The 15,073-nt window shown below is 61.0% G+C and carries 11 protein-coding genes; 6 read left to right on the forward strand and 5 right to left on the reverse strand.

All coding sequences use genetic code 11. The features are described 5' to 3' along the window. The first annotated feature begins 201 nt into the window (after positions 1 to 201). Positions 202 to 1,662: a membrane-bound lytic murein transglycosylase MltF gene (mltF, locus tag DBR46_RS03450; protein ID WP_124525041.1), complete on the forward strand. Its 1,461-nt coding sequence runs from the start codon at positions 202 to 204 to the stop codon at positions 1,660 to 1,662. Positions 1,663 to 1,735: 73 nt separating this feature from the next. On the opposite strand, the gene DBR46_RS03455 is transcribed toward mltF, so the two are convergent. The 5 genes from DBR46_RS03455 to treP form a co-directional block, all read right to left on the reverse strand. Then, on the reverse strand, positions 1,736 to 2,008 hold the full coding sequence (locus DBR46_RS03455; protein ID WP_124525042.1) for a PTS transporter subunit EIIB: 273 nt from the start codon (positions 2,006 to 2,008) through the stop codon (positions 1,736 to 1,738). Positions 2,009 to 2,010: 2 nt separating this feature from the next. Beyond that, the gene (gene ptsP / locus DBR46_RS03460; protein ID WP_124525043.1) at positions 2,011 to 4,527 is read right to left on the reverse strand and encodes a phosphoenolpyruvate--protein phosphotransferase; all 2,517 of its coding nucleotides are present in this window, start codon (positions 4,525 to 4,527) and stop codon (positions 2,011 to 2,013) included. A 185-nt stretch (positions 4,528 to 4,712) separates the two neighbouring features. Continuing rightward, positions 4,713 to 5,933, reverse strand: a complete 1,221-nt coding sequence (locus tag DBR46_RS03465; protein WP_124525044.1) for a carbohydrate porin — start codon at positions 5,931 to 5,933, stop codon at positions 4,713 to 4,715. A 69-nt stretch (positions 5,934 to 6,002) separates the two neighbouring features. Next, positions 6,003 to 7,649 (reverse strand): alpha,alpha-phosphotrehalase, encoded by a 1,647-nt coding sequence (gene treC / locus DBR46_RS03470; protein ID WP_124525045.1) that lies wholly within the window; start codon positions 7,647 to 7,649, stop codon positions 6,003 to 6,005. A 117-nt stretch (positions 7,650 to 7,766) separates the two neighbouring features. After that, a complete protein-coding gene (treP, locus tag DBR46_RS03475) occupies positions 7,767 to 9,209 on the reverse strand; it encodes a PTS system trehalose-specific EIIBC component (RefSeq protein WP_124525046.1) in 1,443 nt (480 codons plus the stop codon). A gap of 216 nt (positions 9,210 to 9,425) precedes the next feature. Here treP and treR point away from each other — a divergent pair, with 216 nt between their 5' ends. From treR to DBR46_RS03500, 5 genes are all read left to right on the forward strand, one after another. Then, complete coding sequence (gene treR, locus DBR46_RS03480; RefSeq protein WP_017736802.1) at positions 9,426 to 10,130, forward strand: trehalose operon repressor; 705 nt, start codon at positions 9,426 to 9,428, stop codon at positions 10,128 to 10,130. Positions 10,131 to 10,219: 89 nt separating this feature from the next. After that, the gene (locus DBR46_RS03485; protein ID WP_124525047.1) at positions 10,220 to 10,720 is read left to right on the forward strand and encodes a sigma-70 family RNA polymerase sigma factor; all 501 of its coding nucleotides are present in this window, start codon (positions 10,220 to 10,222) and stop codon (positions 10,718 to 10,720) included. Beyond that, positions 10,720 to 11,661 carry a FecR domain-containing protein gene (locus DBR46_RS03490; RefSeq protein WP_124525048.1) on the forward strand — a complete coding sequence of 314 codons (942 nt, stop codon included), beginning with the start codon at positions 10,720 to 10,722 and terminating at the stop codon, positions 11,659 to 11,661. Before DBR46_RS03485 ends, DBR46_RS03490 begins: the two co-directional genes overlap by 1 nt. Positions 11,662 to 11,776: 115 nt before the next feature. Next, positions 11,777 to 14,266 carry a TonB-dependent receptor gene (locus DBR46_RS03495; protein ID WP_124525049.1) on the forward strand — a complete coding sequence of 830 codons (2,490 nt, stop codon included), beginning with the start codon at positions 11,777 to 11,779 and terminating at the stop codon, positions 14,264 to 14,266. A 273-nt stretch (positions 14,267 to 14,539) separates the two neighbouring features. Next, positions 14,540 to 15,073: aminoglycoside 3'-phosphotransferase (locus DBR46_RS03500; protein WP_256659209.1), on the forward strand; the 534-nt coding region annotated here is incomplete at its 3' end.

Genomic DNA, 15,073 nt, shown 5'->3' on the forward strand with positions numbered 1-15,073 from the left:
CTGGCGGCTGCCGAACGTCAGTTGGCCGGCTTTGCACGCTATCGGGGCAAAATCCGCGGTCGGTCGCGCAGTTATTTTAACCGTCACAATCCCTCGCCAAGCCCCATTTCTGCGGGCTGCAGCACGCTTTTCCGGCGTCTAGCAGACAACGCCAATGCTGTCGAGATATGGCGCCGTGGGCCGTTTGCGTATACTGCGCAGATGTTCTCCCCAACTGCTTTGCGCCCGCGATGTGCCAAATGGCTCTTCGCAACCGGACTCTTCCTGCTGCTCAGCGCCTGTGTTGATAAACCCAGCACGCTCGAGCGAATCAAGGAGGATGGCGTATTGCGGGTGATTACCCGGAACAGCCCGGCGACTTATTTCCAGGACCGCAATGGTGAAACCGGTTTCGAATACGAACTGGTCAAGCGCTTTGCCGATGACCTGGGCGTCAAGCTGGAGATCGAGACCGCCGACAACCTCGATGACCTGTTCGGCCAGTTGGGCAAGACCAACGGCCCGGTGTTGGCTGCCGCTGGCTTGGTCAGCAGCGAGCAGCGCCAGCAGCAGGTACGTTTCTCCCATCCTTACCTTGAAGTGACCCCGCAGATCATCTACCGCAACGGCCAGTCTCGCCCGACAAACGCAGCGGACCTGGTGGGCAAGAAGATCATGGTGCTCAAGGGCAGCACCCACGCCGAACAACTGGCGGCGCTTAAAAAGCAGAATCCTGCAATCGAATACGAAGAGTCCGATGCCGTTGAGGTAGTCGACCTGCTGCGCATGGTGGACGAGGGGCAAATCGACCTGACCCTGGTGGACTCCAACGAAGTGGCGATGAACCAGGTGTACTTCCCCAACGTGCGCGTGGCGTTCGACCTCGGCAACGCCAGCAACCAGAGCTGGGCCGTGGCCGCCGGTGAAGACAATAGCCTGCTCAACGAAATCAACAGTTACCTGGACAAGGTCGAGAAAAACGGCACCTTGCAGCGCCTGAAAGATCGCTATTACGGGCACGTTGATGTACTCGGTTATGTAGGTGCCTATACCTTCGCCCAGCATTTGCAGCAGCGCCTGCCCAAATACGAGAAGCACTTCCGCGCCTATGCCAAGGAAGAAAAGGTCGATTGGCGCTTATTGGCCGCCATCGGCTATCAGGAATCGCTGTGGCAACCGGCGGTCACCTCCAAGACCGGCGTGCGCGGCCTGATGATGCTGACCCAGAACACCGCCCAGGCCATGGGTGTGTCCAACCGTCTGGACCCCAAGCAAAGCATCATGGGTGGCGCCAAGTACCTGGCCCGGATCAAAAGTGAACTCGACGACAGCATCGCCGAGCCGGATCGCACCTGGTTCGCCCTCGCCGCCTACAACGTCGGCGGCGGCCATCTGGAAGATGCGCGCACCCTGGCCAAGCGCGAAGGCTTGAACCCGAACAAGTGGCTGGATGTGAAGAAGATGCTGCCACGCCTGTCGCAGAAGCAGTGGTACAGCAAGACCCGCTATGGCTATGCCCGTGGTGGTGAGCCGGTGCACTTTGTGGCGAACATCCGGCGCTACTACGACATTTTGACCTGGGTGACCCAGCCGCAGTTGGAAGGCAACCAGGTGGTCGAAGGCAACTTGCATGTGCCGGGTGTGGATAAAACCAAGCCGCCCGAAGACAACCCGAAACTCTAAGACGACTATCTTTCGAACACTGCAAAACCCATGTGGGAGCAAGCCCGCTCCCACATTTGAATCTCCATTGGGCTTAGAGGCCGGTGAGCAGATGCACCACCCCGCCCGTCAGCACCATCACCCCCGGCACACCCGCCGCCTGCAACGCCGCATCATCCAACTTCGTCCCATCCTGCAACTGCACCCGCACCCGCGTCAGCGCAACCCGCTGCTGCGACTTGAGGTTATCCGCGCCACCCAATGCCTTCAGCACCTGCGCCGACAACAACCCCGGCGTTGCCACCGTCTCGGCCACCAGGTCCGGGGTCAAGGCCTTCCAGAACGCCCGCTGTAATTTCTCGAACATGCTCAAAGCTCCACGACAGATGAGGTTTCAACGGTAGCCGCGTGGTACTGGCGCAGGGCCTCACGCACTTGGGCGGCTTCTTCCAGGCCCAGCACCTGGCGGGCGATGATCTGGCAATCGGTCAGGTCCAGCTCGCGCACGGTGGCCTTGATGGTGGGGATCAACGGCACGCTGACCGACAACTCATCCACCCCCATCCCGATCAACACCGGCACCGCCAGCGATTCGGAGGCCAACGCGCCACACACACCGACCCACTTGCCATGGGCATGGGCGGCCTTGACCGTGGTGGCGATCAGGCGCAGTACCGCCGGGTGAAAGCTGTCGGCCTGGCTGGCCAGGCGCGGGTGGTCGCGGTCCATCGCCAGGGTGTATTGGGTCAGGTCATTGGTGCCGATGGAGAAAAAATCCACATGGGGCGCGAACACATCCGCCATCAGGGCGGCGGATGGGACTTCGATCATGATGCCCAGCTTGGGCAGCTCGGTGAGCCCCAGCGCCAGCGCTTCCTCTTGCAGAATTTGCCGCGCCTGGTGCAGCTCCGACAGCAGGCTGACCATCGGCAACATGATATGCAGGCGCGCAAAACCCGCGCTGGCGAGGATCGCACGGAACTGTTCGCGCAACAGTTGCGGGCGTTCCAGGCACAGGCGAATGCCGCGCAGGCCGAGGAAGGGGTTGGTCTCGGCATCCATCGGCACATAGGCCAGCGGCTTGTCGCCACCGACGTCCAGGGTACGCACCACCAAATTGCGCTCGCTGCCCAGGGCACGGGCGATATCGGTGTAGGTCGCCGCTTGTTCTTCGGGGCTTGGCGCGCGATTGCGGTCCAGGTAGAGGAATTCGGAGCGCAGCAGGCCGACGCCCTCGCCGCCCAACGTCAACGACTGCTCGACCTCATGTAGCGAGGCGACGTTGGCGCTGACGTCGACGTGATGACCATCGCGGGTCGTCGCCGGTAAAGCAGCCTGCGCCACCTCGCGCTGACGTCGCAGGATGTGCTGTTGACGTGCCGTTTCCAGCTGTTCGATTTCCGCCAGGTCGGGGTCCAGGTGCAGTTCGCCTTTGTCGGCGTCCAGCAGCACCTGCTTACCGTTGGCGAGTTCCAACACCTGCACCGGCACGCCGCAAATTGCCGGCAAACCCAGGGCACGGGCAAGGATCGCGACGTGGCTGGTGGCACCGCCACCGACGGTGACAAATCCCAACACCTTGCGCGTATCCAGGCTGGCAGTTTGTGAGGGTGTGAGTTGATCAGCGATCAGGATCGCACGCTCCGGCAAGTCCCAGGCGCTGTCTTGAAGGCCAAGGATCAGTTTGAGCACGCGCTGGCCGACATCGGCCAAGTCCGCCGCACGTTCGGCGATCAGCGCATTGCCCAGGCCCTGGAACAGTTTGACGGTGGCCAGCGTGGCGCTGTTCCAGGCAAAGGCGGCGCTCTTGCCTTGCGCCAGCAGGTCGTGGGCATGTTCCAGTAAGGTCGGGTCTTCGAGCAATTCTTGATGAGCGCGGAAAATCTGCGCCTGGGCGCTGCCGCTGGCCTTGTCTTGCAAGGCTTGCAGGGCTTCGCTTGCCGCCAGCAGGCCGCGCTGCAAAGCGCCACGCTCAGCCGCTTCACCGCTGCCCGGTTCCGTGATGTTCAGCACGGGTTCGGTCACTTGCACCACTTGGCCAAACGCCGAGCCCGGCGATGCGCACACGCCGCGCAATAACGTCGACGACGACACCGGCTCAATCACTTCAGCCGGTGCCGCAACCGTCTCGCCGCAGCCTTGCGCCAGCAATTCGACCAAGGCCTTGATCGCGGCGTCGGCATCCGTTCCCGCCGCGCTCACTTGCAGGGTGTCGCCCTGCACGGTTTGCAGGGCCATGATCGCCACCAGCGACTTCGCGTTGGCGCTCTGGGTTTGCTTGTGCAGGTAGATGCTCGCGTTGAAGCCTTTCGCCGCCTGGGCCAATACCGCCGCCGGACGCGCGTGCAGGCCATTGGCGTTGGGCAACGTCAGCGGCTTGGAGAACAGTGCATCACCCTCCTCCTCATCCACTGCGTCAACTGCCGCGCCTGGGGATAACTGCATCAATGACTGGCCTACCTCGACCAGACCGTTCGCCAGCAAGGTGAACGGCTCGCCGCTGACTACCAGCATCAGGGTCAGCAAACTGCGCGCATGCAGCGCCACGTAGTCGGCATCGAATTCGATCAGCGCTTGCCCGGCCTCCACCTGCTGGCCTTCCTGCACCAAGCGGGTGAAGCCTTTGCCTGCGAGGTTCACGGTGTCCAGGCCGATGTGCAGGAGCACCTGCACGCCGTGGTCGTTGGTGATGCTGACGGCATGCCCACTGTCCTGGATATTGCTGATCACCCCGGCCAGCGGCGCGCAGAGGGTCTGCGAAGTCGGGTCGATGCACAGGCCGTCGCCGATCAGGCGGCTGGAGAATACCGGGTCGGGCACCGAGTCCAGCGCCAGCAGCACACCGGACAACGGTGCCAGCAGTTCCAGGGGGTTGGATGGGGTCATGACTTCACCTGTTGTTGTGTTCTGTAAAAATCATAGGGTGGAAACATATTTCAGATTCAGCGAGGGCCCCTGTGGGAGCCGGGCTTGCCCGCGATAGCGGTACATCAGACAAAACACTGCTGGCTGACACACCGCCATCGCGGGCAAGCCCGCTCCCACATAAAGCTCATCCACTTGAGTCCGCGTTACTTCCACCAGTATTCGACTTGCACACCAAAGTTCGACCCATGCCGCGCCGTACCGTACGACCCCGTATCGGACAACGCCGAACCCGCCGCCAGCTCATTCGCCGCACGCTTGGCCGCTTCGTTCCAGGTTGCATAGGTGTAGTACAAACGCACTTCCGGGCGCGCCCAGAAATCCGGGCCTTTGGGCGACCAGGTCGGGGCAAAGGTAAATTTGCTCAGCTTGCGCGTGCCGCCGCTGGCATCAACTTGATCGTGCCCAAGCTCGGTCACCAGCTTGAACTGCTCGCTGATGGCATACGCCGGGCGCACGCCGAGGGACATCCAGGTCTGGTCCTGGCTGCCGGGGCGAATATCCTTCTGGTACACCGCCTCGATCTGCCCACCGAAACGTGGGGTCACCTGCCAGTCGAAAAACTCCACGGCGCGATAACTTTTGCTGCTCTTGTCCAGGAAGGTATCGCCGGTATAACCGAGCCCGGTGCCGGGGCCTTCGCCGTACTGCAAGGCGAACTTGTTCTTGCCGCCGAGGAAGGGTTTTTGCACGTGCTGTGCGGTGATCGCCCAACCGCTGTTGGTGTCGCGCCCGCCGGCTTTTTCGATGTAGCTCAAGCCCAGCTCCAGCTCGCCGCCGGGGTTGGTCTTGAAGCCGGCGACGTTGAAGTCGTGACGGGTGGCGTATTCCTTCTGGTACAGGTTGTCCTTGCGGGAAATCGCGTAGCTGTACTTGAGGTCGCCGATCAGCACGTCCTCGATACCGCCGCCCGTGGCGCTCTGGTTCCAGTAGTAGAAGTCGGAGATATGGATGTCGTTACGCTTGTAGTAACGCCGCCCGGCCCAGATCGAGCCGCCGTTGAGGCTGGGCAGGTTGGACCACTGCGCATACATCTGCGGCATGCGCGCCGAGCCGTTGTTCTCGCCCTGGAATTTCAGCTCGCGGTCGTACTTGTTGTACAGCGACGCCATCGCATCGACGCTGAGCACCGAGCCGTCGTCGAGGGTCAACAGGTCTTGGCGCAATTCCAGCTCGGCGTATTGCTCACATTCGTTGCCCAGGCGGTATTTGGATTGCGCCCCCGGCAACTGGAAACATTGCTGCGGGCCGCTGCCCGTTGACGTCCCCGCGCCACTGCGCAAGTAACCGGCAAATTCCAGGGCCTGAGCGCCAAAGGGCAGGCTCAGACAGGATGCAACGAGGCCCAGCTTTATAGTTGTTTTCATGAAGCACTCCGATATTTTTATTATGGTTTTTGCAGCGCCCCGTGCTCCCACACGGGGGTACAACGGGTCTCAATCCTTGAGGTGCAGCACAAACGATTCGTACGGGCGCAACACCACCGTCGCGGTTTGCCGTGGGCAGTCGGGGTAGTTGCTGATCAACAGGCGTTGCTCGGTTGCCGCGTTGATCACGTCAGCGGGCAGTTGGATTTCGCACGGCGTGCCATAGAAGTTGTTCAACACCAGCAGGCGCTCGCCGTGGCCTTCGCGCAGGTAGGCCCAGACCTGAAGGTGGTCGGCCAGGAGTTGGCGGTAAACACCGTGCTGGATCAGCGGTTCATGGCGACGCAAGGCGATCAGCGCGCGGTAGTGATGCAGCACTGAATCCGGGTCATCCAGTTGGTTTTCGACATTGATGGTCGAGGCGTTGGCCGGGATACCAATCCACGGCTCGCCGGCGCTGAAACCCGCATTGGCCCCGGCATTCCACTGCATCGGCGTACGCCCGTTATCCCGCGACTTCTGCATGATCGCGGCCATGCTCGACGCCTCGGACTCACCCGCATCACGCTTGAGGCGGAAGATATTCAGGGTCTCCACATCGCGGTACTGCTCGATGCTGTCGAAGCCCGGATTGGTCATGCCCAACTCTTCGCCCTGGTACACATACGGCGTGCCCTGGAGGAAGTGCAGCGCGGTGGCGAGCATCTTGGCCGAGACCACGCGGTACTTGCCGTCATCACCAAAGCGCGAGACCACCCGTGGCTGATCGTGGTTACACCAGAACAACGCGTTCCAGCCGCCGCCGGCCTGCATGCCCAGTTGCCAGTCGGAAAAGATCTGCTTGAGTTGGAGAAAATCGAAGTCGGCTTTCACCCATTTTTGCAGGTTCGGATAATCGACTTTCAGGTGATGAAAGTTGAAGGTCATCGACAGCTCTTTCGACGCTGGATTCGAATAGCGAATGCAGTGTTCCAGGCTTGTGGACGACATCTCGCCGACGTTGATCAGGTCGTGGCCGTCGAAGACTTCGCGGTGCATTTCCTGCAAGTATTCATGCACATTCGGACCGTCGGTGTAGAAGCGGCGGCCGTCGCTGTTGTCTTCGGGGAAATCGGCGGGCTTGGAGATCAGGTTGATCACGTCCAGGCGGAAACCGCCGACGCCCTTGTCACGCCAGAAGCGCATCAGCTTGAACACTTCGGCGCGCACCTTGGGGTTGTCCCAATTGAGGTCGGCCTGGGTGTGGTCGAACAGGTGCAGGAAATACTGGCCGGTTTGCGCCTCGTATTCCCAGGCTGAGCCGCCGAACTTGGATTCCCAGTTGTTCGGCTGGTCGCGCCAGATGTAGAAGTCGCGGTACGGGTTGTCGAGGCTGCTGCGCGCCTGCTGGAACCATTCGTGTTCAATGGAGGTGTGGTTGACCACGATGTCGAGCATCAGCTTGATGCCGCGCCTGGCGGCTTCGCTGATCAGCAAATCGCAGTCGGCCATGGTGCCGTAGCTGGGGTCGATGGCGTAGTAGTCGCTGATGTCGTAGCCGTTGTCGCGCTGCGGCGAGCGCAGGAACGGGGTGATCCACAGGCAATCGACGCCCAGCCACTTCAGATAATCGAGCTTGTCCACAATGCCCAGCAGGTCACCGGTGGCGTTACCCGCGTGGCTGTGGAAGCTTTTGGGGTAGATCTGGTAGATCACCGAGTGTTGCCAGTTTTGCATGGGGATTCCTTCAATAAAGTTTTGTACTGGCCTTGAGGGCCTCTTCGCGAGCAAGCCCGCTCCCACATTTGAAATGCATTCCCATGTGGGAGCGGGCTTGCTCGCGAAGGCGATAGATCAGGCGACGCGATAACCCGGCCGAACAATCTTCATGCTCAACCCACAGGTCAAAACAAACGGCACCACGATCGCAATCACCATCCCGATCACAAAACTCGGGATGTACTGCGGAATGATCGAGATAAACCCAGGCAAGCCACCGACACCAATGGCCGACGCCTGCACCTTGTTCAGCGACAGGAAAATACTGCCCAGCGCCGAGCCCAGCAGCGCGGCATAGAACGGAAACTTGAAGCGCAGGTTCACGCCGAACATCGCCGGTTCCGTGATGCCGAAGTACGCGGAAATCGCCGAAGTGGACGCCATGCTTTTGTCCCGCGCATTGCGAGTCATGTAGAACACGCCGAGTGCGGCGCTGCCCTGGGCCAGGTTGGACATGACGATCATCGGCCAGATAAAGGTGCCGCCTTGGGTGGAGATGAGTTGCAGGTCCACCGCGAGGAACATGTGGTGCATGCCGGTGATCACCAGCGGCGCATACAGCAGGCCGAAAATCGCCCCGCCGACCATTGGCGCCAGGTCGAACAAGGTGACCACGCCTTCGGTGATCAGGATGCCGAGGTGACGGGTCACCGGGCCGATGATCGCCAGCGCCAGCACACCGGTAACCACGATGGTGGTGATGGGCACGACCAGCAGCTGGATCGCATTGGGCACCCGCGCCCGCAGCCATTTTTCAATGACGCTCATCACATAGGCGGCCATCAGGATCGGCAGGATCTGCCCCTGGTAGCCGACTTTTTCGATCTTGAACCAGCCGAAGATATCGAAGTACGGCAGGCTCTGGCCGTCGAGGCCGGCGACGGCCTTACCGTAGTTCCAGGCATTGAGCAGGTCCGGGTGCACCAGCATCAGGCCGAGCACGATGCCGAGGATTTCACTGCCGCCAAAGCGCTTGGCCGCCGACCAGCCCACCAGCGCCGGCAGGAACACAAACGAGGTGTTGGCCATCAGGTTGATCAGGCTCCACAGGCCGTCCAGGTTCGGGTACGCCTCCAGCAGCGTCTTGCCCTCGATGAACATGCCCTTGGCGCCCATCAGGTTGTTCACGCCCATCAACAGGCCGGCGATGATCAGCGCGGGCAGGATCGGCATGAACACATCGGAAAAGACCCGCACCAGACGCTGCATGGCGTTCGTCTTGTCGGCGCCCTTCTTCTTCACATCGGCGATGGTGGCGGCGGCGAGGCCGGTCTGTTCGCGCAGGGCGGCGTAGACCTTTTCCACTTCGCCCGGGCCGATGACCACCTGGAACAGGCCGCCGGTAAAGAACGAGCCCTTGACCAGATCGACCTGGTTCAGCGCACTGCTGTTGACCCGACTCGGGTCCTTGAGCGCCAGGCGCAGGCGCGTCACGCAGTGGGCGGCTTGCTCAAGGTTGTCGCTGCCCCCGAGGTGTTCGAGGATCTCGCGGGCAATATTCGAATAGTCGTGGCTCATGCTTGGTTTCCACTTTGATTTTTTTATTTGGGGGCAGTCATTGGCAGCACGCCGTGGGCAAAAGTACTCGTCTGTACGAGTTAAAGCAACAACTCGTACAGACGAGTTTGAAAAAGTTTATTCCGTGTAGGACCTGGCTGACTGTAGGTCGAATGGACAAACCCCACCCATGCCACTAAGGTTCCTGCCTGAACGCAAAGGCACAGAGCCATCCCCATGAGCAAATACAACCAGATCTACACGGATCTGCTTGCCAGCATCACCACTGAACGCCTGCAACGCGGCACGCGCCTTCCCTCCGAAACCGAACTGATGCACAGCTACCAGGCCAGCCGTGGCACCGTGCGCCGGGCCATCGAGCAGTTGCAGGAGCGTGGGTTCGCGCAAAAGATCCACGGCAAGGGCACCTTCGTGTTGTCGCCCAACCCCATCGAGTTCCAACTGGGCGGCATCGTCAGCTTCTACGAAACCCACGCCGACCTGGGCGATGACGTACGCACCGAAGTAGTGGAATTTACCCAGTTCCCGCTGGAAGGCTCACTGCAGCAACATATCGAAGCCGAGCCGGGCACCCTGATTACCCGTATCAAGCGGGTGCGGCGCATTGGCGGCAAACGGGTGATCCTCGACATCAACCACTTCGTCGCCGAGCTGATTCCGGGGCTGGACCGCGAGATTGCCGAGCAATCGATCTACGCGTTTATCGAACAGACCCTGCAACTGCAAATTGCCTACGCCCAGCGCACGATCGAAGCCCTGCCCCGCAGCAAGGACGACCAGGCGCACCTCGACCTCGAAGGGCAAAGCCATGTGATCGTGGTGAGTAACCAGACGTTTTTGCAGGATGGCCGGCAGTTCGAGTACACCGAGTCGCGGCATACGTTGGATAAGTTTTACTTTTCGGATATTGCGCGGCGCTGACGGCGTTCCTTCGGGAATGATCTTGCGCAAATCCATCGCGGGCCAGACAATGCGATTCATTATCAATTGAACCGTTGGTTTTGCCGCTCATGCCCGCTCCCGATCCTTGCGCCCTGCACGTGCTGTACAGCGAACACAATGGCTGGCTGAAAAGCTGGTTGCGCGCCCGCATGGGTAACGCCAGCGATGCGGCGGACCTGGCCCAGGATACTTTCGTACGCCTGTTGACCTCCCGCGATGTCGAACAGATCCGCGAGCCGCGCACCTATCTGAGCGCCATTGCGCGCGCGCTGATGATCGACAAGTTCCGCCGACGCGCCCTGGAGCAGGCATACCTCGAAGCCCTGGCCTTGCGTGCGGAGCCGCTGGATGTCTCCCCCGAAACACGCCTGCTGATTCTGGAAACACTCGTGGCGATCGACAGCATGCTCGACGGCCTCGGCGAGCGCACACGGCAGATTTTCCTTGCCGTGCAGTTGGAAGGTTTGAGTTATGTGGCCACCGGCGAACGCCTCGGCGTCTCGGTGACCACCGTCAAGAAACACGTGATCCGTGCCATGACCCACTGCCTGCTGCTGACGGAAGACTGATGGCCGCGCCCCTGGACCTGCCCACCCTCGAAGCCGCTGCCACCTGGTATGTGCGCCTCAACAGCACGCCGTCGAACGAGGCCGACCACCAGGCCTGGCGTCAGTGGCTGGCGGCCAATCCGCAACACGCACGGGCCTGGGCCCGCGTGGAAAAACTGCAAAGCCAATGGGCCAGGCTGCCGGCCGATGTTTCCCTATCGACCCTGGCCGGGGTCAAGGCGCGCCGCCGCGCAGTGCTCAAGACCCTTGGCCTGTTGCTGGCAGTGGGTGGCAGTGGCTGGCTGGCCGCCGGGCACCTGCCGTACCCGACGATGCTGGCCGATCAACGCACTGCCACTGGCCAACGCCGCCATTTGGGCCTGGACGACGGCAGCCAGTTGGACCTCAATACCGACAGCGCCATCGACATTGCCTTCAACGCCGAACTGCGTCTGATCCGCCTGCATCGCGGCGAGATCCTCGTGGAGACCGCCCGCGACAGCCGCCCGTTTATCGTCGAGGCGCCCCAAGGCAGCGTACGCGCGCTGGGCACCCGCTTTATCGTGCGCTGCGGGCCGACTGTCACCGACGTGTGCGTGCTGGATAAAGCCGTAGAGCTGCGCCCGTTGAATCATCCGTCACGCGTGCTGCGCCTGGATGCTGGCCAGCAGGCCCATTTCGACCGCGACCAGACCAGTGTCGTAACCCCAGTCCCCGCAGGTGCCGGCGCCTGGAGCCAAGGCATGCTGACGGTGATCGACTGGCGCCTGGAGGACTTTATCGCCGAGCTCAGCCGCTATCGCCCGGGCGTGCTGCGCTGTGCACCGGCGATTGCCAACCTGCGCCTGAGTGGCGCGTTCCGCATCGATGACACCGATACCATCCTGGAAAACCTCAGCCAGTCGCTGCCGGTGAGCGTGCGTTTCGTCACGCGGTATTGGGCCAGCGTCGAAGCCGCCTGAAGTTTTTTGCGAATAATTCCCATCAAGGGTTGCCGATTCCAGTTTTCGTTCGGCCATGTACAGGAAAGCAGCAATCACGACTGCTCCCCTGCCCTGCCAACGGAAGGAAACCTGTATGTCACGATTCACCCTCAACGCCGCCCGGCCGCTCGCCCACGCCGTTCACCTGGCGGTGGCGCTCGGTGTCTTTTCGGCCTTGAGCCTGGCACCGACCCACGCACTGGCGCAAAACCAGAGCCATGCCTACCAGATCAATGCAGGGTCGCTCGGCGCGGCCCTGAGCCTGTTTGCCACGGCGGCGAATGTCACGTTGTCGTTCAGCGTCGAGCAGACCCAGGGCATGACCACGCCAGGGTTGACCGGCACTTACAGCATCGACGAAGGCCTGGCGCGCCTGCTCGCCGGTAGTGGCCTGCAAGCGCAGCGCCAGGCCAATGGCGCGTATGTGCTGGTGCCGGCCGCCAAGGGTGACGCGCTGCAACTGGGCGCCACCACCATCTCCGGGCTGGGCTTGGGGGCGATCAGCGAGAACAGCGGTTCCTACACCACCGGGTCCACCAACACGGCGACCAAGCTGAACCTTAGCCTGAAAGAAACACCGCAGTCGGTCAGCGTCATGACCCGCCAACGCATCGACGACCAGAACCTCAACAGCATCGGCGCGGTGCTGGAACAGACTGCGGGGATCAACGTGCAAAGCCCCGGCAGCGACCGGCTGTATGTGTTCTCCCGTGGCCTGGCCATCGACAACTACCAATACGACGGCATGCCCACCACCTCATTTGCGTTCAGCCAAGCCTTGCCGCAGGCGCTATCGGATATGGCGATCTACGACCACGTCGAAGTGTTGCGCGGCGCTTCCGGTTTGCTGTCGGGCACAGGCGATCCTTCCGGCACCGTCAACATGATCCGCAAGAAACCCACCGCGACCTTCCAGGGTTATATTACTGCAGGCATGGGCTCGTGGGATCAATACCGCAGTGAAGTCGACGTCTCCGGCCCATTGACGCCAACCGGCAACTTACGCGGGCGAGCGGTGGCGGCCTATTCCCAAGGCAACAGCTTTACCGATCACCTGCAAACCGAAAAAACCATCGTCTACGGCGTATTGGAAGCAGACTTGAGCGACAACACCGTGCTGACGGTCGGTGCCGAATACCTCAACAACGACCCACGTGGTTTCTCTACCACCGGGCTGCCACTGCTGGACAACAAAGGCAATCGCCTGAGCACCTCACGTAGCGATAACCCAGCCAGCCGCGACAGCACCAACCGCCAGGAATCGGTGAATGCCTTTGCTTCCATCGAGCACAAACTCGATCACGACTGGAGCTTGAAGGTCTCCGCCAACTCCATGTACGGCACCCGGGACTACGACTCGATCACCGTCGGCACCACCACCGGTTTCGTCAACGCCCAAACCGGCAACGGCCTGAGCTACACCGCGACCAAGGGCGACAACACGCAGAAGCAACAGGGCCTCGACGTGATGCTCTCCGGCCCCTACCAACTGCTGGGCCGCGAACACGAGCTGGTGATGGGCTTCAACTACCAGAGCTACGAGAACCTCCGCAACGGCTACGGCAACCTGATGGCCGACGGCAGCAACAACAACGGCGTCAGCGGCAAGCCGGTGAATATCTACAGCTGGAACAACTACGCGCCCAACGCGACCTATAACTTCAACCGCGAAGACGACGACATCGACCAATGGCAAAACGGCGCCTACCTGGCGACGCGCTTGAAGCCGGTCGACGACCTTTCGGTAATCCTCGGTGCCCGCGTCAGCAACTACCGCTACGACGCGTTGTTTCACTATCACGTCGCCAGCCTGCAGCCGTACAACACCGACGACACCGTACGCATCAACGGCAAGGTCACGCCCTATGCCGGCGTGGTGTATGACCTCACGCCCAACCACTCGGTCTACGCCAGCTACACCAGCATTTTCAAGCCACAGGCATACCGCAACACCAGCGGCCATTTGCTAGACCCGCGTGAAGGCGACAACTACGAGATCGGTTTGAAAAGTGACTACTATAACGGCCGCCTGAACACCGCCATCGCGTTGTTCGAAGTAGACCTGAAGAACGATGCCATCGCCGATGGCACGGTAGCCGGCAACGACCTCGTCACCGCCTATACGGCGAAAAAGACCAAGACCCGCGGCATCGACATCGAAGTCAGCGGCGAACTGCTGCCGGACTGGAACCTCAACGCCAGCTACAGCCACAGCGTGGTCAAGGACGCCGACAACGAGCGCGTCAAAACCATCATCCCTGCCGACATGATGAAGCTCTGGACCACCTACCGCCTGCCCGGCGAGCTGGACCGCCTGACCATTGGCGGCGGCGTGAACTGGCAAAGCGGCATCCACATGACGGTAAGCAATTGGCAACTGCCGGCCTCGACCAAGGTCAAGCAAGGCGACTACGCCACCGTGAATCTGATGGCCCGCTATCAACTGACGCCACAGTGGTCGGCCACCGGCACGCTGAACAACCTGTTCGACAAAAAGTACATCAGCTCGCTGGACGAGAACTTTCGCAGTGGCTCGTATGGGGCGCCGCGGAACTTTATGTTGACGACTAAGTACGCGTTCTGAGGCGCCAGCCAACAAAGCAACTCGCGAGTTAAGCGGAACCGATGGGGCCTGCGAGGGAAGCCAGTCATGGTGGGCTCCTGAACGGGCACATTTGGGTTACTCAAAAACGATTAGGAATGGAGAGAGAACACAGAAATCGTTCGGAACCGCATAAAAACGATTAGAAACAGGAGACTTTGCTCAAAATCGATTACGGCCAAGGTTTGAGCATTGTCCAAGTAGACTGCCGTAAAAACGCAAAACCCCGGCACCCGGGCCGTGGTCTGGAGCATCGTGAACATTCCGAAAAAATGGCGTGACCAATACCCCCATGCACTCATCGAGCAGCAGACCATCGGCGAGTCGCGCGCCGACGTCTTCCGCCTGCGCCTGGACGACGGCACGGACCTGTTCCTGAAGTCCGAGCCCATTGACGACCTCGGTGAGCTGGCAGATGAAACCAAGCGCCTTCGCTGGCTGCGGCAAATGAATCTGCCTGCGCCCGTGGTTATCGATGAAGTGACAGAACACCATCGCCATTGGCTGCTGATGACCGCCGTGCCTGGACAGGACCTGGCCAGCGCCAGCGAGCTTTCTGCCGCGCAGATCATTGACATCCTGGCGACGGCCCTGCGTACGTTGCACCAGGTCCCCATCGCGCTTTGCCCGTTCGATCATTCCCTTGAAGTACGTATCCCACGTGCTCAGGAAAATATTCGTGCAGGATTGGTGGACGGCAGCGACTTCGACGACGAGCGACTGGGGCAAAGCGCGGAGGAAGTGTTTGCAGAACTGTTGGCGACTCAGCCCACCACCCATGATCGGGTG

The organism is Pseudomonas sp. KBW05, from assembly GCF_003852405.1.
Lineage (GTDB): Bacteria > Pseudomonadota > Gammaproteobacteria > Pseudomonadales > Pseudomonadaceae > Aquipseudomonas.

Bases quoted from the DNA above. Each gene is read 5' to 3' on its own strand.
- mltF (WP_124525041.1), top strand. From the start codon at position 202: ATGTTCTCCCCAACTGCTTTGCGCCCGCGATGTGCCAAATGGCTCTTC.
- DBR46_RS03455 (WP_124525042.1), bottom strand. From the start codon at position 2,008: ATGTTCGAGAAATTACAGCGGGCGTTCTGGAAGGCCTTGACCCCGGAC.
- ptsP (WP_124525043.1), bottom strand. From the start codon at position 4,527: ATGACCCCATCCAACCCCCTGGAACTGCTGGCACCGTTGTCCGGTGTG.
- DBR46_RS03465 (WP_124525044.1), bottom strand. From the start codon at position 5,933: ATGAAAACAACTATAAAGCTGGGCCTCGTTGCATCCTGTCTGAGCCTG.
- treC (WP_124525045.1), bottom strand. From the start codon at position 7,649: ATGCAAAACTGGCAACACTCGGTGATCTACCAGATCTACCCCAAAAGC.
- treP (WP_124525046.1), bottom strand. From the start codon at position 9,209: ATGAGCCACGACTATTCGAATATTGCCCGCGAGATCCTCGAACACCTC.
- treR (WP_017736802.1), top strand. From the start codon at position 9,426: ATGAGCAAATACAACCAGATCTACACGGATCTGCTTGCCAGCATCACC.
- DBR46_RS03485 (WP_124525047.1), top strand. From the start codon at position 10,220: ATGCCCGCTCCCGATCCTTGCGCCCTGCACGTGCTGTACAGCGAACAC.
- DBR46_RS03490 (WP_124525048.1), top strand. From the start codon at position 10,720: ATGGCCGCGCCCCTGGACCTGCCCACCCTCGAAGCCGCTGCCACCTGG.
- DBR46_RS03495 (WP_124525049.1), top strand. From the start codon at position 11,777: ATGTCACGATTCACCCTCAACGCCGCCCGGCCGCTCGCCCACGCCGTT.